We start from the raw sequence: 24651 nt of genomic DNA on the forward strand, positions 1-24651 counted from the left end.
GCATTATGATTTATGGTTTGCATATTCAGTAGGGGACATTCCGAATTGTTTGGAGAAAACTCTCCCAAAATGAGTTTGAGAGCTGTATCCAACCAATTCGGAAATCTCGTAGATCTTTAAGGCGCCCTCTTGCAATAGCGCCGCACCTCTTTTTAAACGGGAAATATTGATCAGCTCATTTGGGCTGAGGTTTGAAATAGATTTGATTTTTCGATACAAAGTAGGCCTGCTCATGTTCATGTGATTGGCCAGATGTTCAACATCCAGATCGGGGTTGCTGATGTCTTTATCAATGATGTGTTGTATCTTCTCCAGGAATTGTTCGTCCGCTTTAGAATGGGCAATTCCTTTTAAATGTAAGAGTGGTGAGCTGGAAAAATAGGCTTTGATCTTATTCCTGTTGGCAATCAGACTGCTCACCTGCACTTGCAGGAACTCCGGGGAAAATGGTTTTTCCACGTATACATCGGCCCCTAGTTCCAATCCCTGTATTTTTGAGTCCAGGGTATCCTTTGCCGTCAAAAGAATTAAAGGGATATGGCTAAATTCAATGCTCGACTTCACCTTCATACAAAACTCAAAACCATCCATTTCCGGCATCATAATGTCGCTGATGATCAAATGGACCAGCTCTGTTTCCAGAATAGCCAGTGCTTCCAGGCCGTTTGTTGCCGTAAGGATCAGAAATTTTTCACTCAGGTCATCTGCGATGAATTCTAAAATTTCTTCGTTGTCATCTACGAGTAGAATCGTTATCTCTTTTTCCATTTTCCGTCTAAATTAAATTCCATTGCCTGATGAATCGGGAATACTGCTACAAATACATTGCCTTCCGGGCCGGTTTCTTCCAGGTATAAGCGGCCTTGATGTAACTCCGCCAGCGATCTGGATATGGATAAGCCAATGCCGGTGCCCCTTTGCATTTCCGTTTCTCTGGCCCTGAAAAAAGGCTCAAAAATTTTATTCTTTATTTCCGGAGCAATCTTAAGCCCATCATTAAATAGCTGAATACTAAACTGGTCTTCTTCCGGGTTTATACTAAGTACAATCTTTACTTTCGATTTGCCATACTTAATCGCATTGTCCACTAAATTACTCATGATTTTGTACAATGCCTCCGTATCTACATAAGCGAAAAAATGTGAAGAAGGAAGCAGGGTTTCAAAACTGATCTTTTTGCTTTCGGCAGCATCCTGAAACTGCATTTTGATGTCCTCAATGAGCTCAGAAATGTCGACTTTCACGAAATTTAAAGAATACCCCTGAATCTCTGTTTTTCTAAAGTCCAGCAGCTGATTGGTGAGGTTCAGTAAACGATCTGTATTCCGGTTCATGGTTTTCAGATTCTTCTCAATGACAGGGACCTCTTTTGAAAGTTTCATGATCTTTTCCATCGGTCCTTTGATCAGGGTAAGCGGAGTACGGATCTCATGAGCCACATTCGTGAAAAACTCAATCTTCGCCTGATAGATCTCTTTTTCTTTTTGATGTTCAAAGAGCTTCATCCTTCTTTTGTTTTTAAGGTCTGTTCGCTTATGATACTCCAGGATCAACAAGGTAATTACGCCCAGAAACAGAATGGAATAGAGGGCATAAGCCAATGATGTTTTCCAGAAAGGAGGCAGGATCGTGATGCGTAATTTGATGTTGTTTTTACTCCATTCCTTGCTTCCGTTGATCATCGCCTTGGCTTCAAAGACATAGGTTCCGGGTGCAAGTTTGGTAAAATAAACCTTCCTGTTCGTTTTTAAATATTCCCAGCTGTTGTAAAGTCCTGTCATCTTGTAAGCGTACTCTGTGGTTACCGGCGAAGCATAGCTAAGTCCGGCGAAATCTATACTAAAGGAAGATTGGTTGTGCTTCAAAGTTATCTGATCCGTATAGAGAACGGATTTGGTCAGTATCTTATCTGCTGCCGGATCGGTGCTTTCGGTATTGTCGATCTGGAAACCAGTTAGAAATATGGCTGCTGTTTTAGAAGTCGTATTGAGCTGCTCCGGCAAGAAGCTCACCATCCCCTTTAAACTTCCAAAATACATCCTGCCATCGGTATCTTTGTAAGAAGAATTGTAATTGAACTGATCGGTAAGGAGGCCATCAGCCTTGGTATATGTTTTCACTTCGGCCCGCTGCGGATCAAAACGAAACAGTCCGCGGGTACTACTGATCCATAATTTGTGATCATGGTCTTCCAGAATTCTAAACAGGAAATTGCTCGGAAGCCCATCGTTGGTATTGTAAGATTTAAAGGTTGATTTTTTCTTATCCAGCAGGGATAATCCACCACCATCTGTGACCACCCAGATGTTCTTTTTGCTGTCCTCAAAAATACCGTTAATGGTATTGCTACTCAGGCTGTTTTTATCGCCCTGCTCGTTTGTAAAATTGACATAACTGTTTTCTCCCAGCCTGAAGCGAATCAATCCCTTATCATAGGTTCCTGCCCATACATTGCCTTCACTGTCTTCCAATATATTGTTGAAGAAATAAAATGGGATACCTGGTATCGCATCGAAGTCGTCCTTTTTCCGGTTATACTTGTAAAGCCCTATTGTGGTGGCTAGAAGGATGTCGCCGGCCCTGGTTTTAAATAAACTTAAAACGAAACTGGATCTCAATGAACTCCCTTTCCCCGGCCCATAGTGTTTAATAACGAGGCCCGTATTGATGTCCATCACATCGAGGCCATGCTCAAAAGTGCCAATCCAGAGGTGGTTGTCGTCGATCACTAAACCATGAATATTGGAATGTGCAATCGTGCTTTTGTTTCCGGTAGGGAAGAAGGACGTAAAGCGGCCTGTTTTAGGGTCCAGTTTATTCAGCCCGGCATCTTCCGTCCCAATCCAAAAGTTGCCGTTTTTATCTTTACAGATTTCGCGGACATCACTTCCGCTGATGGAGTGCTGTTGTTGCTCCGGGAAATACTTGCTAAATATGGAAGAGGAGGGAGCATAATAATTCGTCCCACCAAAATAAGTTCCCATCCACATGCCTCCATCCCTGTCTCTGCATACCGAATAAATGGCGTTGTCGGAAAGCGTATATGGATTACTGTATTGTTTCTGCTGATGAGAAATGCTTCCATTTTGATGGTTATAGATGTATAGCCCTGATTCAGTCCCGATCCAAAACTCATCTTCATTTATGGCCTGCATTGCCCTTACATAAATATGTGTTTTATCCTTATTCTGGGTAATTACATCTTTTAACACATTTGTTTTAGGGTTAAATAACTTGATCCCCTGAGTACTGGAGCCAAGCAGCAGCTGATGGTCTTTAGTTTCCATAAATACAGGAACCCAGCCAATGTTAACCGAGCCTTTTTTGTTCATCCGGTAACGGGTTTCAAAAGACCTGCTTCCGGAGGTATATATCGCAATCCTACCATCAGGACTCGTAATCAGAATTTTCCCGTCCGATTGGCAATAAATAGAGCCGACCTCAAAGGAATCGTCAATAGGGATTTGTAAAAACTCTTTTTTCCCTGGATTATAGCGATAAACCTTGCTGTTGGAAAGGAGCCATAGGTTGCCGGTCTTATCAATGTGTATGCTGCGAATGCCAATCCGGAGGGTCTCTTTTACTGCGCTGAAGGTTTCCTTTTCGGGGTTGTATTTGTAAAGCCCGAGATCTGTGCCTATCCAAAGACCCGCGGTTTTGTCGCTAAGCAGGGAATAGATCTTGTCATTTCCCAGGCTCGCCGGATCTGCCGGATCATGACGATACGTTTTAAAAGAATAGCCATCAAATCTGTTCAGACCATCCTTTGTACCAAACCACATGAAACCTTTATCATCCTGAACACTGGCAAAAATACTGTTGTTAGACAGCCCATTTTCTACCTGATAGTGTTTAAAGTAATAGGGTTGTGCGTGTAATATTTTCGCAAACAGCAGTAAAAAAATGAAGCAGGTTATTTTCAATTTATTTGGCTCGTTATTCAAATATATTAAAGATAACATTGCTTTTAGTATCTCAGAGAGATTGAGACAAAATGCTGAAATATTGATTCAAATCTGCGGTATCAACGGAGAATATTGCTATATTTTCGGAAGGTTGTACAAAAAAATTGCATACAGGATGGAGCAGGTTGCGGATTAAGTATCAATGGTTTATTTTCGGAATCTGCTTAAAAAAGCAATCGGAACCACAGCATTTTCAATCATCAATTATGAGGAATTACCATATAGGAATCGTACTATTTTGTACCATACTTAATTTATCTGCTGTTGCGCAGCAGTTGAGTGTGAATGGTTTAAGAACGGAATACCGTAGCAACCCAATGGGGATTGATGCCGCTGAGCCTCGTTTGAGCTGGAAGATCATCTCTTCGCGGCGTAATACCATGCAAACGGCCTATCAGATCAGGGTAGGTACAGATTCTGCCGGCTTATCTGCAGGAAAAGCGGTAGTCTGGGATAGTGGCAATCAGAAAAGTGATGCTTCTGTTTTTGTGCGTTATGGAGGTGCGCTTTTAAAATCCGGTACACGCTATTTCTGGCAGGTAAGGATAAAAGACAATCATGGAAATAGCGCTGCATGGAGCACGGTCAACTCCTGGCATACCGGTTTGCTTCGCCCTGCGGAATGGACTGCTCAATGGATCAGCACTTCCTCCGCAGATACCGTAGCCGGGCCAAGCCCTATTTTCAGAAAGGTCTTTGCCAGTGAAGGAAAGGTGAAATCTGCCGTTCTTTATATCACTGCACATGGTTTATATGAAGCGCAGTTAAATGGAAAACGCATTGGGAATGATCACTTGGCACCCGGCTGGACAAGTTATCATAAACGCCTGCTTTACCAAAGCTATGAGGTGACTTCCTTGTTAAAGGAGGGACAAAATGCCATCGGCTTCACCTTAGGTGATGGATGGTACCGTGGTTACCTCGCCTTTGACCGCAGGCGTGACTTTTATGGCAAGCGACTGAGCGCTCTGGTACAGCTGGTAATTGAATATACCAATGGGACAAAGAAAACAGTCAATAGCGATGGCAGCTGGAAATACAATACAGGACCTATTTTGCGCTCAGATCTGTATAATGGAGAAATCTATGATGCCAGGTTGGAAAAGGGGGATTGGGCAACAGCAAATTATAACGATACAAACTGGAAAAACGCCACGACTATCCAGGCTGATAAAGAAGTGCTGGAGAGCAGCATCAGTCCGCTGGCTACCAAACATGAACAATTTAGTGTCCTTAAAGTCATTACAACACCCAAGGGGGAAACGGTTCTCGACTTTGGACAGAACCTGGTAGGCTGGGTATCCTTTAAACTTAGCGCTAAGGCGGGGTCCTATATCCAACTGGAACATGGCGAAGTACTGGATAAAGCAGGTAATTTTTATGATGCCAATCTCAGACATGCCAAACAGCATGTGAAGTATATTTTTAAAGGAGGTGGTCTGGAAAGTTACGAGCCTCATTTTACGTATCAGGGATTCCGTTATGTAAAGATAACCGGAGATCTTGCTAAGATTGATCCTTCGTCTTTTAAAGCGATCGCTGTGTATTCAAACATGGATCCGACGGGCACATTTAATACCTCTAATCCATTGTTAAATCAATTACAGCACAACATACAATGGGGGCAGAAAGGTAATTTTATGGATGTGCCAACAGACTGTCCTCAGCGTGATGAGCGCCTGGGCTGGACAGGAGATGCACAGGTATTTTTCCGCACTGCAGCTTTTAATATGGATGTGGCCGGTTTCTTTACCAAATGGATGAAAGATGTGGCTTCAGACCAGCTGAGCAATGGAAGCATCCCTTTTGTAATACCCAATGTACTTGGCAGCAATGATGCCGGTTCAACAGGTTGGGGGGATGTGGCGACAATTATACCCTGGAATATGTATATCGCCTATGGCGATAAGGAAATCCTGGCAACACAGTACCCAAGTATGAAAGGCTGGGTGGATTTCATGACCAGCAAAAGCAAAGATGACCTTTGGAATACCGGCTTTCATTTCGGCGATTGGTTGTTTTATCGCCCGAATGATGACAATGATGGCCGCTCGGCAATTACCGATAAATACCTGATCGCACAAGCTTTTTACGCACATTCTACTCAACTATTGGTGAATACCGCCAGGGTTTTAGGCAAAAAATCAGAGGAAGAAAAGTATACAGAATTATTGGATCGCATCAAAAAAGCTTTTCTCAAAGAATATATTACCCCCAATGGGAGGATGGTTTCAGGATCTCAAACGGCCTATGTTCTTGCCCTGAATTTTGATATGCTACCAGAAAACTTAAGGCCTCAGGCAGTAGACTTCCTGGTCAGAAATATAGAAAGTTATGGCAACCACTTAACAACAGGTTTTTTAGGTACTCCCTATCTCTGTCATGTGTTGAGCCGCTTCGGCCGGACGGATGTGGCTTACCGGCTTTTGCTGCAGGAAACCTATCCTTCCTGGTTATATCCCGTAAAAATGGGGGCAACGACCATCTGGGAGCGCTGGGATGGAATTAAACAAGACGGTAGCTTTCAGACTACCGATATGAATTCCTTTAATCATTATGCTTACGGCGCAATTGGCGATTGGATGTACAGGGTGATGGCTGGTCTGGATACCGATGAGTCGGCACCAGGTTATAAAAAAATAACGGTTGCCCCACAACCAGGTGGAAATATTAGCCATGCTGCGGCAGAACTGGAAACTTTATATGGTTTAGCGGTAAGTGATTGGAAGATCGAGAACGGGTTTTTTAAATTAAAAGTAGTGATTCCTGCAAATGCGAGCGGACAGATCAGATTGCCTGGGGCGGCGAATGCCAGTGTCACTGAAGGGGGCATTGCATTAAATGCAATCAAAGGATTTGGTAAGATCGTCACTAGTGGTAAGGATATGGAGTTTAGTGTTGGTTCAGGAACCTATCAATTCGAATACCCGATAAAATTATAATAACATATGCCCTGATCTTTTAAATTCAGGGCATATTTCATCAAAGCTGAAATGCAATCCCCTGCTAATGTTGCAGGGGATTGCTGAGGAATTACAATACAGTTAGTTTTCCCAGATAACTACTGTTACTTACTGATTTACCTGTTGGGGATACGAAGTATATCCAGCAATGGACTTCGTCTCCGGCAAAATCAAATGGAAGCGTCATTTTGTATTTCAGTGCCGATCTGGGGGCTACCCCTTTGGCAGAAACAACAATTTTTCGTTCCGGATGATACACTACAATTGTAGCCAGATCCAATTTGTCGTTGTACTCGGTTGAACTGCTGGCTTCCCATTCACAGTTGATCTCTACGTTGGCAGCTGGAACGGCCTTGCTCTTATTGGCGCCGTTCAGTTTACCTAAGCTTAAAATCACCTTCGTGAAGTCAATTTTATAATCGGGCGCAATACCTGTTACCGCATTTTTCAGATGGTAACCAGTCGCTGCATTGGCAGGTGTCATTCCATTTGTAAAGGATTGATAACCTACTGCGATGTGGTTTTGCATCACTTTTACGAAGGATCCGATTAAACTAAAGCGAAACCTGATGTTCAACTGTTCGGTGGATGGGGTTTTACCACTCAGGTCTGGTAAACTTCTCATGTATTGAATTCCATTCCAGACACTGCCTATTACAGTCCCGATAATTCCGCGGAAAGGGCCGAGGATCCCTTTTTTATATTTTCCCATTACGGTAATATTTAAATTGTTAAAAATTCTGTTTATTGTAAGTTCGCTTGCAAGCTGCTTTTCTTTATCCTTTCCCGCCGGCAGGAAAATTTAAATCATCGCTGAACCATTACACCACAAACATAAGTTGATAATTTTTAACTATTTGTATGTCTGATTGTTGTGGTTTGATTTGAACGGGTTTGGTCGAAAATAAACGTCTTTGAACAATTAATACTTTAGCTTATTTAAGCTGTATAGTGATTTGATGATGTGCTGTTGCATCAAAATGTTTCAGTTATCGGAAAAACGATGGTCGCAGGTATGCTTAATTTTGGCACACCTGCGGTTATAGCCACAGCCGGAACGACCTGCAATGTTGGTTGTAGGAGGGATTAACTGGAAGCCAGGCCTGGCCCGACGCTTTAAAAGAATGTGATCAGGCCCGGGAAGAAGAGGACTGGAAGAAATTCCCCGAAGTCGAATGGTTTAACTGCCCTTGGTGCTTAGGATTGAAAATGTTTTTTCCTGACCGGAGATGTCTTTTTTTTCTGGTGATGGTCTAATAGTTTAACGGCGATCCGGCATCCTCTGATTGTTGTTTTGTTTAAAGCAGTAACTGCCCGGTCAGCTGCTGCTTTGTCTGCCATTTCTATAAAGCCATAACCTTTGTGTTTACCGGTAATTTTATCGGTCACCAAATGGATGCTATGTACGATACCTTGAACAAAGAATATTTCGATCAGTTCTATTTCCTTAATATCCAGTGGATATCCGACGATGAATAATTTAGTGATCATAAGATTTTTTTGAAATCATGGAAAAACTATTTTATTTTGAAAGTTAGTTAATCGGCCTTGAAACTTGGTTTGAAGGTCAAAATAACATGTGTATTGGTCAAAATAAGATAGGTTTAAAGGAGGGGGATGTTGTCCCCTCCCTCTTTGGGTGTGTCTTTTTATTGAACCTGGATTCTGGTCGTTGCTGCCGTTAAGCCATTGCTCATGGCCTTAACTGTGACCGTACCTTTGGCACCATGTTTTGCTTTTACGATGACCAATACCATGCCGTTAAATGCAGGGCGGTCATGACTTTGAAACGAAACAAAACTAGTAGCATCTCCGTTATCTGTGGCTACAATTTCTCCGGCTCCTTCAACCGAAAAATGTATATCCGGATTGGAACGCGGTACCATTAATCCATTTTTGTCGGTTACTTTCAGCGTAATAAAACAAAACTCATCTTCGTTTGCTTTAATCGTAGGACGATCGGGAGAAAGCGTAAGTTTTGCCATTTCAGCCGTTGTTTTTACCACATCTGTTGCCCATTGCTTTCCATTTTTATAGCAAACCACTTTGAGCTCACCCGGTGTGTATTTTACCTGGTCCCAAATCAGACGGAAATCCTGACCGGCGATTTTGGTTTTACGACCCAGACTTTTTCCATTCAAAAACAATTCAGCTTCATCGCCAGAGGTATATACATGCACAGGGGTGATGGAATCGATACGTTCTGCCCAGTTCCAGTGAGGGAAGATATGTGCAACCGGAAAATCCGGGCGCCAATGCGACTGGTAACTGTAAAAACGATCTTTCTTAAATCCTGCTATATCAATAATACCGAAATAGCTGCTTCTTGAAGGCGGACTTTTTTCAGCGATCAGTTTCAGTTGTTTTTCCAGCTCAGCCTGCTTGTTCGGATCTGTTCTGAAATTCAGTAAATTGGTCTCATCTGAGTTATAAGGCGTTGGCTCTCCCAGATAATCAAAACCAGTCCATACATATTCACCTAACAGATGCGGGTACTTTGCATTCGTTCTGAATTGTTCATCAGGCGAGCAACCCCAGCCTGGTTTTGCATAATCATAAGAAGAGATCTGCCAGTTCTTGTATTCCACTCCCCCAAAAAAATATTCGCCACGGGAAGTCACACAGGAAGAGGTTTCACTGCCAAGCGTAGGCTTGTTGGCATAGCGGGGATCAGCGTCCCATTTTGGTTGTTGATTGAAGAAGTAATTCACACCCATGATGTCCAGTGCCACCGCTGCGCCTGAATTACGGCCCCCATCGGGATCGTTGTAGCCATTGGAGACCGGGCGTGTAGGATCTTCCCTATGCATAATGTCTACCAGGTGTTTGGTCAGTTTAACATCCTGTTGTTCCATTACTTCATTACCGATCGACCAGATAAAAACGGAAGGATGATTGCGGTCACGGCGGATCAATGCAGTAAGGTCTTTATCATGCCATTCGTCAAACAGCTTGTTGTAGTCGTTTTTACGTTTTCCTTTTTTCCATGCATCAAAAGCTTCATCCCAAACCAGAAAACCCATTTTATCAGCCAGTTCCAGTAATTCTGGTGCAGGTGGGTTATGAGAAGTACGCAATGAATTACATCCCATTTCTTTCAGCATTTTTAACTGGCGTGTTAAAGCACTTAGGTTCATTGCTGCCCCCAGTGCGCCCAGATCATGATGGTTACAGGTGCCTTGAATCTCCAGACGTTTACCATTTAATAAAAAACCATTCCTGGCTGTAAATTCTATGGTACGAATGCCAAAAGGAGTATGATAAGTATCTATAATTTTGCCACTCACAATGACATTTGTTTGTGCCACATACCTGTTGGGCGTTTCAATATTCCAGCGTTTTGGATTGCTGACATTCACTCTTGATTCCGCAACTGTATTTTGACCGGCTTTGAGGGCAACAAAAGCATCTTTCATTGCCGCCACTTTTCTGCCTGGCTTATTGTTGGCATCCAATTCAAATAAAGTCGTACGTACGATCGCATTCAGGTTCTTTTTCGATTGATTGCTTACCGTTACCGCAATATTTACCGCTGCTTTCTGATCGGTTATTTCGGGTGTGGTAATGGATGTTCCCCAATGGTCTACGTGCACTGCATTTGTTTTTACCAACCATACATGGCGGTAAATACCGGCTCCGGGATACCAGCGTGAATCCCAGTTTTCTGTATCCAGGCGAACGGCAAGGACATTTTCTTTTCCCGCCAGGATATATGGCGTCAGGTCCATGCGGAAAGAAGTATAGCCATAAGGCCATGTGCCAACATATTTTCCGTTGAGCCAGATTTTCGCATTGGCCATCGCGCCATCAAAGTCTACGAAAATTTGTTTGCCTGCATCTGTTAAGTGTACATTAAAGTGTTTTCGGTACCAGCCGATTCCTTTCCATGGTAATTTGCCGGTAGAGCCGTCCAGTTCAATTCTGAATGGCCCTGTAATGGCCCAGTCGTGCGGAAGTTGGAGCTTTTGCCAGGCCGCGTCATGATATGCCGGGGCTTCCATTGCCTCGGGCTCCGCTTTTCTTGTTCCATCAGGCTGTAAGCCATACCGTGCAAATGACCATCCCTGGTCAAATGAAACGGTATTCAGTGAACCCATTCTTAGAATGGGTTTACTTTGTGCCGCGACCTGGCTGAAACCTGTGATGCCAAGTATCAATACCAGAAATGTAATTCTGAAAAAAGAACTTCTGAGATTCATGTGTGATCGTTTATGCTTTTTGGTTATAAATGATGTTTTTCTGTTTATGGGTGATGTCATCTTCCCGGTTATTCAAATATAAAACTTGCAGGTGCATATTTGTTTAATGAGAATGAAAACTGGTTGTTGCTGATCTTTAAAGAAGGTGTCGGTAGTCTTTCTCCCCGCAGGTTTACTGCAATGGCTTTTTTCGCTTTCAGTCCCCCTGGTAATGTTATTTTAAGCAGTCCTGAAATTCCGGCTTGTTCCCATACGCGCAGAATTGTTCCTTTACCATCAGGATTTTCGCCGAAAGCAGTCACCAATACACCAGATCTTGAAATCGACAGGCCATTTCTGCTTACCGGTAGCTTTCCGGCCGGGCCTTCTGCTGTTCCTGTCAGGAGAGGCAGGCGGGCCTCCCAGGATTTTTGAACCAGATTGGGAACTGTTTTTGTATGTCTGTCAATTGGCCAGATTCGAACACGTTCAGCCCATGAGCCTTCCTGCCATAACTGAAAATTTGTATTCCACATGTTGTTGTAAATATTGACAAATACCGATGGGGTTTTCGGGATGTAGTCCATAGAATACTTCCATAATCCGGGTTCAGAAAGGCTGATTAAAGGGGCATCCAGAGGGGTGAGGGCAACTCCTGACTGGTCTGCCTGTGTAATGGCAACTCCGGTATTTACGGCCATCAGGTGCCTGTTGGTACCAGGAATAATGTCTCTTGCCGGATTAACCGGTCCACCTAGCCGGCCAACTGTAAAGCTGGGGTTTTGAACTGCAAAAGGAAAACAAAGCCATCCTCCTTCGGGTTGTTTGTCAGGAGTTTTAGATTCCACTGACCATTCGGTATCCATATAGGCGGCGTTCCGGGGAAAAGTGAAAACCAAAGTATATTTTTTTGCAAAACCCTTTGCATCAACAGCAGTCAAGGTAGCAATATCTGCAAGGTCCGAATGTGAGACTGAGATCTTCCATTCATTAGGTGTAAATGTCAGGTATGGCGCTTTTTCTGCATTGATCATTCCAGGTTTACCCAAATCATTTAAGCCCCAGCCCGTTTTTATGCGGCTGTACAGGTTAAACCATTTGTCAACTTCGTTTGTACTGAACCGCTCGTGTAAAAACTGACCAACAACATATTTCGAAGACTTGTCCACTAATTCGCGACCGGTTGTTTTTTCTATTAATGAAGATATTCCACCTCGGGTCAAATCAAAAACGACATTAAAATAGGGGGTGCTGAATGTGGATTGCGCATCATTTGTAGCCGTTGATTCCTTTAAATCATCCTGAGAATAGGAAACATAACCGGAGGCAGCAATTTCTTTTACCTGAAAGTATTTTCCTTTTTTCCATGGGTTTTCAACCATGCCTGATCTTTTCCATGGCAAAGGATTATAGACCACCAGACGCTTTCCTGCGATGTTTACTGATCCTGCAAGTAAGTCAAGATGTGCTTTTAACTCCTTTGTTACGATCTCATTTGTATTGCGGATATACTGCTGGTGCTGATCATATGAGTTCAGCCATTTTCTTTTGCTTCCTTGTTTTGTGTTTGATGCATCGCTGTTTTTAAGTTTTGAATAATCACCATTTTCGGCGATTGGTTCTGCTTCTGCTTCCGCCAGCCACTTTTTCCAGTCGTCACCATAGCTGTAACGGGGACCATACTCCGCGTTCATTCCCCAGGTATGTTCGCTATACAGAAGACTCTGTTCGTAGGCTTTTGCCAGCTTTGCTGAAATAGAGGAAGCAGGTATTCCCCAGGTCTTCATTTGTGTGTGGAGGCCATCAAGTGCCGGTTCTAAAGGGCGGGCATTTCTTGCAATACGGGCTCCCTGTGGAGCTGAAAGTAAACCATGAATCCAGGTGTCCGGTGCATCTCCTTTTACCGTTGGCAAGTCCGGATGTTCAGCAATGATTGCTTTCGCAAAATCATCAAGGGTTCCTAAATGGATTTTTACTCCGGGAAGGTTCTTTTCCGCATCATCTAATAGTTTATTGATTTCCTTTTCAGATGGTGGCCCGTGATTGTCGCCAGTCATTTGCATGGCCAGATAATTTTTACACGGCCAGTTTTCTACAGGTTTGATGTCTGAACCATATAAAGGGCTATACTGACAAAGTATTTTTGATCCGTCAGGGCCTTCCCACCAAAAAAGTGGTGGTACACGGGGATATTGGCTTGCAGGATTACAACCCAGTTGCAGGAATTTTATGCCTGCATTATTCAATAATGTGGGTAAAACCCAGGAATGAGAAGGTACGTCGGTCATTTTAGCACTTATAGGTAGCGGTAAGCCATAGGTACGCGCAATCTTTGACGAATAACCCAGTCCCCGAACCAGCTCTTCATATTCCAGTGACTCCGTGTGTGTGGTAAAGGGGAGTCCATGTACAACAATGAAGCCTTCCCTGATGGCCTTTTCTATTCTTGCTTTACGTTCAGGGTTTTGTAAAGGGCCTAGTATCTGGGCGTAAAGGGGCCATCCGGGAACAGTCCAGGCAAATTGTTTTGCTTTAGGCTGACTGGCATTTTTTTCAATTATGTTTAAAGCTTTGTCCATCATTTCGCCCCTGTAGCGGGCAAATACATTTTCCGGCAAATCGGTAAAGCCTAAATCAAAGTGGGTCTTAAAAACAACCCAAATATCCGTAACCTTACCGGCCTTGCTGCTATGTTGAGCATTGGCATTGCTCATGAACAATATTCCCAACCCAATGAGGAGAATTTTTAGTTTTTTGATGTGCATTTTTTCTATATGTTTTTATTTGTATGTTACTACATATTCAGGATTTTACCCTATCCTGCAAGGAGCTGGTCTTTATCAATGCCGGAAAGCTGTTGTCTCAGACGTCAATCCTAAGATAAAAGAACTGTCGTTATGAAAAACCGAATTTGGAATCCATAAGTTGTGGTTTGTGCCTGGTTTTTAACGATTTTTGGTGGACAATGTCATGAAATTTGGTGAATATAAGTGATGCTTTATTGACAATAAGTGATGCTTTTTTGATATTTGAGCGATGGCCTTTTATCGATACCAGACCTTGCTTTCCAGGTAGTTTTAATATATGCTTTGTATGTACATGTTTAGTTTGTAAAAAAAAATGAATAAAAATTTGCGTAGTTAAATGACTACGTATATATTTGTAGTCAAATAGCTACATAATGAATTTAAGACGAGACGTATTTCAAGCCATAGCCGACCCGACAAGAAGGGCAATCCTGTTATTGCTTGCTTCGCAATCTCTGACTGCGGGAGCAATAGCCTCAAACTTTGATACCGCAAGACCAACGGTTTCCAAGCACCTGCAAATACTCACCGAATGTGAATTGCTGAAACAAGAGCAAAGCGGGAGAGAGGTTTTTTACCACATAAACGCAAAAAAAATGATAGAAATAGCTGACTTTATCGAGCCATTCCGCGAAATGTGGGATGAGCGGTTTAATAAATTGGAAGCCATCATGAAAAACTATAAAAAAACTTAGAATTATATGGAAAAGAAAACAAAAATCAATGCCGAAGAGGGTAGGCAGGAATTGACGGTTATCAGGGAATTTGAATTGCCTGTGGACTTGCTTTTCAAAGCCTACGTTGAGTCAGACATTGTAGAGCAATGGATGGGGACTAAAGTGCTGAAACTTGAAAATAAAAGACACGGCGGTTACCAATTTGAAACCACAGATCCTAAAGGAAACAAACATGGATTCAATGGAGTAATTCATGAATTTGTTCCGAACGAGAAAATCACCAGAACATTTGAGATGGAGAATTCTTCTTTTGCTGTCCAGCTGGAATTCCTGGAATTTGAATCAATTACTGAGGATACGAGCAAACTCAATATGCATATCATATACAGATCCGTTGAACTCAGAGATCAAATGATAAAAATGGGTTTTGCGCCCGGCATCAATATGGCACATAACAGATTGCAGGATATCGTTAACAAACTAAAATAACCAACCAAAATAAACAACTAAAAATAACAGACTATGACAAAGCGAAACAAAATTATTTATTGGATTTCTACCCTTTGGCTTGCATTGGGAATGCTATCAACCGGAGCTGTACAGCTATTAAAGGTAAAAACGGAAGTAGATGTGATTACACATTTGGGGTATCCGGTTTATCTCTTAACCATATTGGGTATTTGGAAATTTTTGGGAGTTATTGCCATACTTATCCCTAAATTTCCTTTAATAAAGGAATGGGCGTATGCAGGTTTTTTCTTTGCTATGTCCGGAGCAATATGTTCACATATAGCATCTGGTAATCCGATAAATGAAATATTTCCTTCTTTATTATTATTAATCCTCACTGTAGTATCCTGGTATTTCAGACCTGCAGAGCGGAGACTCATTTCAGTTAACCTTAATCAATCTGTTAATCTTAATCCATAAATCATATGAACGCTAAAGCAGATTTTTATTTTAATGAAGATAAAAAGTGGAAGGAGGCAGTAGCGCAATTGAGATTGGTCGTTCTTGATTGTGGGCTCAGTGAGGAATTGAAGTGGGGTGTACCTTGTTACACCCTTCAGGGAAATAACATTGTTTTAATACATGATTTTAAAGAATACTGTGCGCTTTTGTTTTTCAAAGGAGCCTTGTTAAATGATCCTGATGGCATTTTGGTCCATCAAACAGAAATACACAGGCAACCCGGCAAATTCGGTTCAGCAATGTGCTGGAAATAGTGGAAATGAAAGCGGCTTTGAAAGCCTATATTCATCAAGCTATTGAAGTCGAAAAAGCCGGTTTAAAAGTGAATTTTAAAAAGACTGCCGATTTTCATATGCCTGAAGAATTTCAGCATAAATTAGATCAGATTCCTGCTTTGAAAGCCGCTTTTGAAGCATTGACACCCGGACGACAAAGAGGATATCTGCTGTATTTCTCTGCCGCCAAACAATCCAAGACCCGGGAATCCAGGATTGAAAAGTATCTGCCGCAGATACTTAATGGAAAGGGCTTAGATGATTAATAATGGCATATATAATTCCTATTTGTTTTCCATTTCAGCGCGGAGCTTCTTAACATAGGCTACATCTAACTTTGCAATGCGAGCTATTTGTTCATAAGGCAAGTCAAGCTCCAGTATCAGGCTCTTTGCTACTTCATGATTCCTCCTTTCTTTAGTCTCTTTTTCAACTTTGCGACAAAAAAAATCGTCTTCTTCCTTAAAAAATGTACTTATTGACTGCATGGTGTCTTTGAATTTAATTAGGAGCTTTTATTTGTTGTTTAATTCGGCGCGAATGTTTTTAACGAAATTCACATCAACTTCTATAATATCTGCCGCTTGTTCATCTGTAAGGCCCAGTTTTATGATCAGGTTTTTTATTACAGCATGACTCATTTTTTCTTTAGTCTCTTTTTTACCTCTTTGATAAAAGAAATCGTCTTCTTCCTTAAAAAATGTACTTATTGACTGCATAGTGTTTTCAAATTCTAGTTTAATACTTTTCCGTAATTGTGCGAGAATACGCAATTGATTAAAATATCTACTTCTGGCAAAATCTCCCTTTATAAGTGATTTTAATTCCTTTATAATGTAATTTATTGCATATTGATTATTTTGTTTTCCAAAATTAGCTAAAATACCTAATATTTTCACCTCTATGGTGTCTGATTTTATAAATAGTTTATAGTCAATGTCTGTGATCAAAATAAGATTGTAGTGGTATTTATGATTTGGGGTGTCCAGGAAAGTTGACATACCAGGTTTCTTCTCTTTTAAAAAGATCACGTATTGCTTGATGGGAAGCTGATATTTACGCATCAGCATAATGTTATATTCTGCCATGCGGTAGACCATTTCTTTTTCATCTTCAAGCTGAAATTCAACCTGCAATACATAGGTATTTCCATCAGTATCAGTTATCTTTTTAAGTGAATCCGGCTTTCTCTCTTTAGTGTGCTGGATATCGTCGGGTAATTCTTCGCTAACCAAAACATCCAGATTAAGCACGTCCCGAACAATCACCGGAAGCGTCACTTCAAGATTCTCCCTGATGATTTTGTCGTACTGACTACCTTGTTTTCTATTGTTGTTTTGCTTTTGCATTAAACAAATGTATAAATAATTAATTTAATAAGTGTAATAAATTTCTTTTAAGTTTATTAATAAGCCTGTATTGTTGATTGAGTGGATACTTAGAAAACCCCGAACTCCGCAATTTTTGTATGTACTCCGGTGATACCTGGATTTATGTACCGAATCGAAGTAGAGGGTAATACCAATGGGACATGTTATCGTTTTGATCCTATAGGTAGTGTGGAAGGGTTTGAAGCGCAGAAAACCAAAGGCAGCTTTGCTGGAGAAGATGAAGTGGCTGAATCCCCACTGGTAACCTCAGTAATTCCTTACGACAAGGACATGAAAGAATATTGGTTCAATTTTGAATCGGCTTGTGCAATGTTGCGAAAAGGAGAAGCAATTTTTAACTCAATATGAAGTTCTTTTTAGATATAGACGGAGTGATGGTTCATGCCAATCCGCATAGTATATCGGTTTGAATAGTCATTCGGATTTAAGCAGAATTTTAAATAGAACACCAAAAAAGGGTTCCTCTAACTGATCATAGGGGCACTTATTGTTTTACGGCAATTTTGAAATTAATAATTTTAAATTGTTAACCACCAGGTTCGGCTCGTCAATCATGATAAAATGTCCCGAATTTGTGGTGGCAATATGAGTGAAATCGGTTACCCCATTTTTTAATAACTCGTGTGCATTATAGAAGATTTGCTTAGCTGATGATGAAGTGCTGGCATCCACTTTCATACTGGTTAATACAATTACCGGTACGTTTGGCAAAGAAGGTAAGGTGCCGGCGTATTGTAAGTCTTCTATGAACTCCCTGGCTTCGAGTGTTCCTCCGAAATTTGCACCATTGGCATTTTTAGAAGCTTCGTAAAATGCATCTTCCTCAGCCTGAGTTGGATGGCTGTAAAACTCGTGTGAAGAATCAACAAATAAAAGTGCTGCCGTTTTGACTGGGTTTTTAATCGCATAATCTCTGATGATCATACCGCCCAAGGAGTGCCCGATCAATATGACCTTTCTTCCGTTTGAAAACTTGTCGATTAGACTTTCCAATTCGCCTCGTAACCGGTCGATATTTCTTGGGCCCGGACCATTTTCTGATTTCCCATAACCTGCCCGGTCGTACATGAGTATATCAGTAATGCTGCTTATTTGTGAAGCAACAGCATTGCTGCTCCATACGGTATGATCGTTGCCTAATCCGGATTCAAAAACAACCAGATACTTCGAATTTTTTATTGCGGAGAACGAGGCAAGTTTGTGGGTGGTTAAACTGACCTTTGTTTCTGTAAAAGCTGGTTTTGAATCGTTCTTTTTTTTGCAGGAAGAAACCAAAAAAAAGCTGGCCAAGGCCATGAGTATGATTTTTATTTGAGCGTTTTTCATTCCAATTTTTTTTCGCAAAGATACTTCGGTTAAATGAATAAGTGGAAGAAATTATATTAATAAATTAATTTATTTACAGACTGAGCCAGGCTAAAGGGACCATGATTGCGTTGAAAACTGCGTGGAGCAACATGCTGTACTTTAAGCCATATTTTACCCGGATATATCCCATTGTTAAACCCCCGAATATCTGAGAGCCAATGTATAGTATAAAAGAAGGATCTGATAAGGTGAGGCCCTTGATGTTACTCATGTGTACATAACCAAAAATAATTGCCGTATAGTAAAACAGGAATACATAATAGTTTCGGAATACATGAACAGCTTTCAGTCGCTTCAGTTTGTCTGTCAGTATAGTTACAGTCAGCGTAGCGATGAAAAAGACAATATATATGACGAATAGCAGGTTGTCATTTTTGAGGAAAGATCCGGTAATCAGCGCAGCTGAAATTCCTACAAACCAGATGCTAACCTTAGGCTTTCTAAGTTGCCATCTAAAGACAAGCTCCTCAAAAAAAGGTGCCAATACCACTGCCAAAAGCATAGCTGCAGGAAATCCATATTTAAAGAGATCCGAATCCTCATATTTCACAATTAACTGGAATTTCAGGAGCGCGTAATAGCTCAGGATAATGAGAAGGGCAAATGCCAGGTCTAAAATAAGGAGCCATAACAGCTCTTTCCATACTGCTTTCTTGTCTTTAGACTGCGGGGTTAAGCGGGGGTATTTCAGAAATTGCCAATAGGTGGAGAGTGTTTCAATCATTTCAATATCAAGGATTTTTAAAGATAGATAAAGATGTGTGATTCCGGATGGGGATTTTAATTTCAACTGTACGACAGTGTACGCCTACCGTTCGATAATGAACGGTTTTATAAAACTAAAAATATTAACAGATTGATATTTAGGTTGTTAATTTGTTTATCACTCTTGGCACAAACTTAGTAAATTGCAGGTCAATCGTATTTGTTTAATTGATAAACCAATTGCCGCCATGTTCAGACTCAATTTGAAAATCGCTTTGCGTAATCTCTGGAGAAACAAGACTTCTTCCGTTATTAATATTGTGGGTTTGGCGGTTGGTTTGTCAGCCTGCCTGCTGTTGCTGTTGTATGTCAATTACGAAATGAACTTCGACCGTCACTTTAAGGATTCGGATAAAGTCTATCAGGTGATGACCAATTTTCAGGATGCCACCGGAAAAATTACAAGTACAGGAGGTATACCTGGAAATGGGATTGCCATGGCTATTAGGACTAAAATTCCAGAGGTTAATGAGCTCAGCCGGATTGGCGGTAATGATGAATCGCTCATTGCCAACAAGGAAAAAGTGTTTAAAATGAGAGACCTCTTTGCTGATCCGGAGATCCTCAGAATTTTCAATTACGAGTTTATCACTGGCAATCCATCTACCGCGCTAAATACACCAGATGCGGTAATATTGACAGAAAGTACGGCGAAACTTTTATTCGGCAGTACCGATGTGTTGAATAAAACGGTCAGGTATCAGAACAGAAATGATCTAAAAGTTACCGGTGTTATTAAAGATCTGCCTACCAATATTTCACTTAGGTTTGATTATTTGATGCCCTGGTCTTTTTTTGAAAGCATAAACGATTACGTTAAAAACATGAATTGGGGAGATTTTAACTTTCCGGTAATGGTCAAAGTTAATGATCCGGCTAATATCGATCTGATCAATTCAAAGGTGAAAAAGCTGTTCAATGAAAATTATACGGCACAAAGGAATGAGAATTTCTTATTCCCTTTAGTGGACACCCATTTGCATGGCGAATTTCTGAATGGTAAAAGTATAGGTGGCGACATAGAACGTATTTATCTTTTTGTGGCCCTGGCTTTCGGTATTCTGCTTGTCGCCTGTATCAATTTCATGAATATGGCCACTGCCAAATCAGAGCGCAGGGCAAAGGAAGTAGGGATCAAAAAAACGATCGGAGCAACCAGCAGTTCGCTTGTGATCCAGTTTCTCACCGAAGCGATGGTCCTTACCACAGTCGCTGTCCTGATCGCGGTTACCATTGTTGAAGTTACTTTACCCATATTCAATAATTTGTTGGGAATCCATATTGCAATCGGTTATACGAATACTAACTATTGGCTGGGCATCCTGGCCGTAGCACTGCTGACCGGCCTTTTATCAGGTACCTATCCGGCATTGTTCCTTTCTTCCTTTAACCCGATTCAGACCCTAAAGAAAAAAACAGCAAGGGCAAAACTCATTCCTTTCAACATCAGGCAGGTGCTGGTGGTGGTACAGTTTTGCTTTGCCATCATACTCATCATCGCTACGCTGGTCATCTATAAACAGATGCAGTTTATCAAAAACAGGCCAATAGGTTATAACACCAATTTGTTGGCAGAGATGCCTCAGGACGGGGAATTGAACGGTAAATTTGATTTATTTAAAGAACAGTTGCTAAAAAGCGGGGCGGTTACTGCCCTAAACAAATCTTCCAGGGGCATGACCAATGTGGGCAGCTGGTTTTATGGTTTTCAATGGCCGGGAATGGAAGAAAAGGGAAAGGAGATTGTTTTTAACCGTCTCGAAACCCAATATGATTTTGTGAAGACCAATGGTGTGGAACTGCTGGCAGGCCGCGATTTCTCCCGAGATTTCGCATCAGATAGTGCCGGAATTATGCTGAGCAGTACAGCGGTAAAGATGATGAAGCTTAAAAATCCCTTAGGAATGAATGTAAATCTCTTTGGGAATCAGCTGAAGGTAATCGGCGTTTTTAAAGATTTTATCTGGTCTTCTCCTTATCGCTCCGGAAACCCGATGGTGATCATTTTTAATAAAAACCCGGGAGGAAGCATTAACATGCGTTTAAACCCTGCCAACAGTGTGAGCAGGAATGTGGAGCTGATTTCTGCCATTACCAAAAATATCAATCCGGAATACCCGGTAGAAATCAGTTTTGTCAATGACCTGTTTTTGAAAAAAATGCAATCAGAAAAGATACTGGGCATTCTGGCCAACCTGTTTGGTGGTATCGCGATTCTGATCTCTTGCCTGGGGCTTTATGGACTGGTTGCTTACAGTGCCGAGCAACGTACAAAAGAGTTTGGTGTGCGTCGTGTACTGGGCGCCACAGTTGGCAATATCATGAGGCTCCTCTCGGTTTCCTTTCTGAAAATGGTCTTTATCGCCGCATGTATCGGTGTACCTTTGTCTTATTATCTGATGAACAGGTGGCTTACCGGTTTCGAGTTCAGGACCACAATATCATGGCCAATTGTATTGATCTCGATAGCAGGAACAGTAATCATCGCATTTTTGACGGTTAGCTTTCAGGCTTATAAGGCAGCAAAAGCCAATCCTGTAGAGGCCTTGAAATACGAGTAAATCAGCAGGCGAAAAACCTGCTGATTGCTCAGATATATTATTTAATGATTTCTTTTAGTTTCTGTTCCAACGCTGTTCCTCTCAGGTTCCTGGCGATGATGACATGATTGGGATCAATCAGAAAGTTTTGAGGTATCGCTGTCACGCCATACAGCAAGGCAACCTGGTTTTCAAAGGCCTTCAGGTCCGATACCTGGGTCCATGTCAGCCCGTCTTTTTTTATAGCGTCAAGCCAGGCCTGTTTGGTATTCCTGCTGTCCAGCGACACACCTAAGATAGTGAAGCCTTTATCCTTATAGGTCTGGTATGCCTTAACTATCGCAGGATGCTCCGCCCGGCAGGGGGCACACCAGCTGGCCCAAAAGTCGATTAATACATATTTTCCTTTGAAAGAAGACAGGCTTACTGCTTTGCCATTTATGTCTTGTTGCCTGAAATCTATGGCGCTGTCGCCCACCTTAGCCAGCTTTTGTTCCGCCTTTTTCTGATCATCGAGAATTTGGAAGATCCCTTTCTGTCGTTTTTCAAGTATCGCATCTACGCCCGCCTTTAGTCTGGAAGAATTCAATGCTGCAGGCAAGGCCTGGTAAAGCGAATCGCTTGTTCCTGGCCTTACATATCCGCTGCTGATCAGTACGCAGCTGAGGTATGGACTAATTGGAGATTCAGGGTTGTCGATGGCGTAAGTAATCATATCGCTCAGCGAGCGGCCAAATAAGTTGGTCATTCTCTTCGATACTTCTGCCTTTAAGGATTCATCGGTTTTATAGCCCTCACTGTCTTTAATTTTCTGTAACGCGGCCGACTCTGTAATGGCGAATGCGGTGACCTTAAGAAATTCCTTATGGGCAATTGCTCCGCTGCCGGTTATCGTGGAACGGCTAAGGGATTGGTCGGATACGATGTCTATCGTGCCCTGATCCAGCATCAGGTTTATCCGCTCTTTATTTGTTAACGGGGCATCTTTAACGAACGCGAGGGTAGCCATAACAGACGTTTCAAGATCGCCCTTAAAGGTGTATTTGCCATGCGCTACAACAGCACTGTCTGCAGGCTTTTCTGCAATGGCATCATACCTGAGATAGACTTTTCCGGGTACAGACGGCATATTAACAAAGCTGCCATTGATGCTGAAGTTCTTTTTTGTCTGCGCCTGAAGGGCCGTGAACGATATAGCGACAAGCATCAATAAGCCCGTTCTGATGGTTAGGTGTTTCATTTGTTTTTTATTTGAATCATAAATTTTGACCATAGGAAGCCATGTCATATATGAGCTTAGTGATTTAGTTATAACCCGGAGCCTGGGTTAAATTAGGATTGGCAAAAATATCCGCTGCCGGTATAGGCCATATTTGCTTCTGACTAGTCCAGATACCACCTTTCAGCGGGGCAGCAACCGACATTACCGCATCAACTGTTCCGGTACGTTTTAAGTCGAAGAAACGATGGCCATGTTCTGTGAAAAGCTCTGTGCGGCGTTCCTTCGCGATGGCGGCCAGTACTTCTGTTTTATCCGATGCAGGTGTACCTGTTAAACCAGCCCGGCTTCTCAGGGAGTTGATATCGCTTTGTGCGCCTGGAAGATTGTTCTGCTGGGCCCTTGCTTCAGCACGGATCAGGTACTGTTCTCCAAGTCTCAGCATCACGATGTTTTCTATGCCGTTTACACTGCTTTTATATTTGCTCACAAAATAATAGGTTTGTGGCAGCGCAGGCGGAACCGGGCTTGTGGTTGTTTTGCTGGCCCATCTTGTTAACCTTTGATCTGTACTTTCAAAAGCAGAAATTAAGGAAGGACTTAATGCGGCATAGATGCCTAAGCTATTCACCGTTGCTGGTGGTAAGAGCACCGCAGGAGCATTATTATAATAAATCCTGAATTCCCTTACATACGGTTCACTTGCATTCGTTTCGACTGTGAATGACCAGATGGTTTCTCTGCTGGCAGCCAGAAAAGTTTGTGGAGGCGCGGGCAATTCGTAAGTCGCCGTACTTGAAATCAGGGCATTTGCCTGTTCTTCAGCTTTAGCCCATTCGCCGGCATACAGGTAAACCCTTGCCAACAGTGCTGTTGCTGCCATTTTGTTCGGGCGACCGCGGCTAGTTGTAACCGTGCCGGCAGCATTCCTGTAATCAGTGCTCAACAAGGATTGTGCCTGCAGCAAATCAGCAATCACCTGCTTGTATACTTCAGCTTTAGGTGTCCTGCCCAGCACATTATTGACCCTGAAATCTGAACTCGTTACCAGGGGCACATCCCCATAAAGATTGGTTAAGGAAAAATGCAGGAAGGCGCGTAAAAATAACGCTTCTCCTATCCACTGGTTTTTGTAATTGATCACAGATGTCGAAGCATTTATCCCTTCAATGGCCAGGTTGCAATCGTAAATATAAGTATAGAAACTGGTCCAGTATTTACCAGTAAGGTTATTGCTGACGGTATTGTTATAAAAAGCAACGTTATCTGCTTTGAGTGAATAATTAGTCAGCTCATCGCTGTATTCCGCAGCAAGAAAACCAATGCTTTCTCCGTCAAAGGCTTGTGAACCAGCCATACTGCCCAATATATGACTGATCTGCGCTGCCACTGATTTGTCATTGGTAAACGCGCTTGATCCTGATATTTTATCAACAGGAAGCGGAATGGTTAAATATTTTTTACAGCTTGTTGTCAGGGTGACTGCAAGCAGGCATATTGCAAATATATTTTGAGTTTTCATGATACTGCT

Annotated in this window: 20 protein-coding genes; 8 read left to right on the forward strand and 12 right to left on the reverse strand. The window is 42.0% G+C overall.

Annotated elements, in window-relative coordinates:
- Window positions 1-3: 3 nt before the first annotated feature.
- Entirely contained in the window at window positions 4-768 is a 765-nt protein-coding gene (locus BLQ87_RS33165; protein ID WP_083361704.1) for a response regulator transcription factor, read from the reverse strand.
- Window positions 753-3944, reverse strand: a complete 3192-nt coding sequence (locus tag BLQ87_RS05755) for a ligand-binding sensor domain-containing protein (protein WP_172664839.1) — start codon at window positions 3942-3944, stop codon at window positions 753-755. Before BLQ87_RS05755 ends, BLQ87_RS33165 begins: the two co-directional genes overlap by 16 nt.
- Window positions 3945-4171: 227 nt before the next feature.
- On the opposite strand from BLQ87_RS05755, the gene BLQ87_RS05760 reads away from it, so the two are divergent.
- On the forward strand, window positions 4172-6907 hold the full coding sequence (locus BLQ87_RS05760; RefSeq protein ID WP_074605193.1) for an alpha-L-rhamnosidase: 2736 nt from the start codon (window positions 4172-4174) through the stop codon (window positions 6905-6907).
- Between the two features lie 91 nt (window positions 6908-6998).
- On the opposite strand, the gene BLQ87_RS05765 is transcribed toward BLQ87_RS05760, so the two are convergent.
- From BLQ87_RS05765 to BLQ87_RS05780, 4 genes are all read right to left on the reverse strand, one after another.
- Window positions 6999-7640 (reverse strand): DUF6266 family protein, encoded by a 642-nt coding sequence (locus BLQ87_RS05765; RefSeq protein ID WP_074605194.1) that lies wholly within the window; start codon window positions 7638-7640, stop codon window positions 6999-7001.
- Window positions 7641-8125: 485 nt separating this feature from the next.
- Window positions 8126-8419, reverse strand: coding sequence for an RNA recognition motif domain-containing protein (locus BLQ87_RS05770; RefSeq protein ID WP_074605195.1), 294 nt, complete (start codon window positions 8417-8419; stop codon window positions 8126-8128).
- A 158-nt stretch (window positions 8420-8577) separates the two neighbouring features.
- On the reverse strand, window positions 8578-11127 hold the full coding sequence (galB, locus tag BLQ87_RS05775; RefSeq protein WP_074605196.1) for a beta-galactosidase GalB: 2550 nt from the start codon (window positions 11125-11127) through the stop codon (window positions 8578-8580).
- Between the two features lie 68 nt (window positions 11128-11195).
- The gene (locus tag BLQ87_RS05780; protein ID WP_143010355.1) at window positions 11196-13871 is read right to left on the reverse strand and encodes a glycoside hydrolase family 38 N-terminal domain-containing protein; all 2676 of its coding nucleotides are present in this window, start codon (window positions 13869-13871) and stop codon (window positions 11196-11198) included.
- Window positions 13872-14287: 416 nt separating this feature from the next.
- Here BLQ87_RS05780 and BLQ87_RS05785 point away from each other — a divergent pair, with 416 nt between their 5' ends.
- Genes BLQ87_RS05785 through BLQ87_RS34030 form a run of 5 tightly spaced genes read left to right on the forward strand, consistent with a single transcriptional unit; the run spans window position 14288 to window position 16103 of the window.
- Entirely contained in the window at window positions 14288-14608 is a 321-nt protein-coding gene (locus tag BLQ87_RS05785) for an ArsR/SmtB family transcription factor (protein ID WP_074605198.1), read from the forward strand.
- 6 nt (window positions 14609-14614) lie between these two features.
- The gene (locus BLQ87_RS05790; protein WP_074605199.1) at window positions 14615-15079 is read left to right on the forward strand and encodes an SRPBCC family protein; all 465 of its coding nucleotides are present in this window, start codon (window positions 14615-14617) and stop codon (window positions 15077-15079) included.
- 33 nt (window positions 15080-15112) lie between these two features.
- Window positions 15113-15520 carry a DoxX family protein gene (locus BLQ87_RS05795; protein ID WP_074605200.1) on the forward strand — a complete coding sequence of 136 codons (408 nt, stop codon included), beginning with the start codon at window positions 15113-15115 and terminating at the stop codon, window positions 15518-15520.
- Window positions 15521-15525: 5 nt separating this feature from the next.
- Entirely contained in the window at window positions 15526-15816 is a 291-nt protein-coding gene (locus BLQ87_RS34025; protein ID WP_245723800.1) for a DUF1801 domain-containing protein, read from the forward strand.
- 17 nt (window positions 15817-15833) lie between these two features.
- The gene (locus BLQ87_RS34030; RefSeq protein ID WP_245723801.1) at window positions 15834-16103 is read left to right on the forward strand and encodes a YdeI/OmpD-associated family protein; all 270 of its coding nucleotides are present in this window, start codon (window positions 15834-15836) and stop codon (window positions 16101-16103) included.
- A gap of 18 nt (window positions 16104-16121) precedes the next feature.
- Here the strand turns inward: BLQ87_RS34030 and BLQ87_RS05805 are convergent, their stop codons facing one another.
- Window positions 16122-16325 (reverse strand): hypothetical protein, encoded by a 204-nt coding sequence (locus BLQ87_RS05805; RefSeq protein ID WP_074605201.1) that lies wholly within the window; start codon window positions 16323-16325, stop codon window positions 16122-16124.
- A 27-nt stretch (window positions 16326-16352) separates the two neighbouring features.
- Entirely contained in the window at window positions 16353-17186 is an 834-nt protein-coding gene (locus BLQ87_RS05810; protein WP_074605202.1) for an RpnC/YadD family protein, read from the reverse strand.
- Between the two features lie 144 nt (window positions 17187-17330).
- On the opposite strand from BLQ87_RS05810, the gene BLQ87_RS05815 reads away from it, so the two are divergent.
- Complete coding sequence (locus BLQ87_RS05815; protein WP_074605203.1) at window positions 17331-17576, forward strand: hypothetical protein; 246 nt, start codon at window positions 17331-17333, stop codon at window positions 17574-17576.
- A 144-nt stretch (window positions 17577-17720) separates the two neighbouring features.
- On the opposite strand, the gene BLQ87_RS05820 is transcribed toward BLQ87_RS05815, so the two are convergent.
- On the reverse strand, window positions 17721-18554 hold the full coding sequence (locus BLQ87_RS05820; RefSeq protein ID WP_074605204.1) for an alpha/beta fold hydrolase: 834 nt from the start codon (window positions 18552-18554) through the stop codon (window positions 17721-17723).
- 73 nt (window positions 18555-18627) lie between these two features.
- Entirely contained in the window at window positions 18628-19320 is a 693-nt protein-coding gene (locus tag BLQ87_RS05825) for a CPBP family glutamic-type intramembrane protease (protein ID WP_074605205.1), read from the reverse strand.
- Window positions 19321-19549: 229 nt separating this feature from the next.
- On the opposite strand from BLQ87_RS05825, the gene BLQ87_RS05830 reads away from it, so the two are divergent.
- On the forward strand, window positions 19550-21922 hold the full coding sequence (locus BLQ87_RS05830) for an ABC transporter permease (RefSeq protein ID WP_074605206.1): 2373 nt from the start codon (window positions 19550-19552) through the stop codon (window positions 21920-21922).
- Between the two features lie 37 nt (window positions 21923-21959).
- Here the strand turns inward: BLQ87_RS05830 and BLQ87_RS05835 are convergent, their stop codons facing one another.
- Both BLQ87_RS05835 and BLQ87_RS05840 read right to left on the reverse strand, forming a co-directional pair.
- On the reverse strand, window positions 21960-23141 hold the full coding sequence (locus BLQ87_RS05835) for a TlpA disulfide reductase family protein (protein WP_172664838.1): 1182 nt from the start codon (window positions 23139-23141) through the stop codon (window positions 21960-21962).
- Window positions 23142-23205: 64 nt separating this feature from the next.
- Entirely contained in the window at window positions 23206-24642 is a 1437-nt protein-coding gene (locus tag BLQ87_RS05840; protein ID WP_074605208.1) for a RagB/SusD family nutrient uptake outer membrane protein, read from the reverse strand.
- Window positions 24643-24651: the final 9 nt, after the last annotated feature.

It is taken from the genome of Pedobacter steynii (assembly GCF_900103665.1).
Lineage (GTDB): Bacteria > Bacteroidota > Bacteroidia > Sphingobacteriales > Sphingobacteriaceae > Pedobacter > Pedobacter steynii.

Bases quoted from the DNA above. Each gene is read 5' to 3' on its own strand.
- BLQ87_RS05785 (WP_074605198.1), top strand. From the start codon at position 14,288: ATGAATTTAAGACGAGACGTATTTCAAGCCATAGCCGACCCGACAAGA.
- BLQ87_RS05835 (WP_172664838.1), bottom strand. From the start codon at position 23,141: ATGAAACACCTAACCATCAGAACGGGCTTATTGATGCTTGTCGCTATA.
- BLQ87_RS05825 (WP_074605205.1), bottom strand. From the start codon at position 19,320: ATGATTGAAACACTCTCCACCTATTGGCAATTTCTGAAATACCCCCGC.
- BLQ87_RS05760 (WP_074605193.1), top strand. From the start codon at position 4,172: ATGAGGAATTACCATATAGGAATCGTACTATTTTGTACCATACTTAAT.
- BLQ87_RS05820 (WP_074605204.1), bottom strand. From the start codon at position 18,554: ATGAAAAACGCTCAAATAAAAATCATACTCATGGCCTTGGCCAGCTTT.
- galB (WP_074605196.1), bottom strand. From the start codon at position 11,127: ATGAATCTCAGAAGTTCTTTTTTCAGAATTACATTTCTGGTATTGATA.
- BLQ87_RS05810 (WP_074605202.1), bottom strand. From the start codon at position 17,186: ATGCAAAAGCAAAACAACAATAGAAAACAAGGTAGTCAGTACGACAAA.
- BLQ87_RS05780 (WP_143010355.1), bottom strand. From the start codon at position 13,871: ATGCACATCAAAAAACTAAAAATTCTCCTCATTGGGTTGGGAATATTG.
- BLQ87_RS33165 (WP_083361704.1), bottom strand. From the start codon at position 768: ATGGAAAAAGAGATAACGATTCTACTCGTAGATGACAACGAAGAAATT.
- BLQ87_RS05765 (WP_074605194.1), bottom strand. From the start codon at position 7,640: ATGGGAAAATATAAAAAAGGGATCCTCGGCCCTTTCCGCGGAATTATC.
- BLQ87_RS05815 (WP_074605203.1), top strand. From the start codon at position 17,331: ATGTACCGAATCGAAGTAGAGGGTAATACCAATGGGACATGTTATCGT.
- BLQ87_RS05805 (WP_074605201.1), bottom strand. From the start codon at position 16,325: ATGCAGTCAATAAGTACATTTTTTAAGGAAGAAGACGATTTTTTTTGT.
- BLQ87_RS05790 (WP_074605199.1), top strand. From the start codon at position 14,615: ATGGAAAAGAAAACAAAAATCAATGCCGAAGAGGGTAGGCAGGAATTG.
- BLQ87_RS05795 (WP_074605200.1), top strand. From the start codon at position 15,113: ATGACAAAGCGAAACAAAATTATTTATTGGATTTCTACCCTTTGGCTT.
- BLQ87_RS05840 (WP_074605208.1), bottom strand. From the start codon at position 24,642: ATGAAAACTCAAAATATATTTGCAATATGCCTGCTTGCAGTCACCCTG.
- BLQ87_RS05770 (WP_074605195.1), bottom strand. From the start codon at position 8,419: ATGATCACTAAATTATTCATCGTCGGATATCCACTGGATATTAAGGAA.
- BLQ87_RS05830 (WP_074605206.1), top strand. From the start codon at position 19,550: ATGTTCAGACTCAATTTGAAAATCGCTTTGCGTAATCTCTGGAGAAAC.
- BLQ87_RS34025 (WP_245723800.1), top strand. From the start codon at position 15,526: ATGAACGCTAAAGCAGATTTTTATTTTAATGAAGATAAAAAGTGGAAG.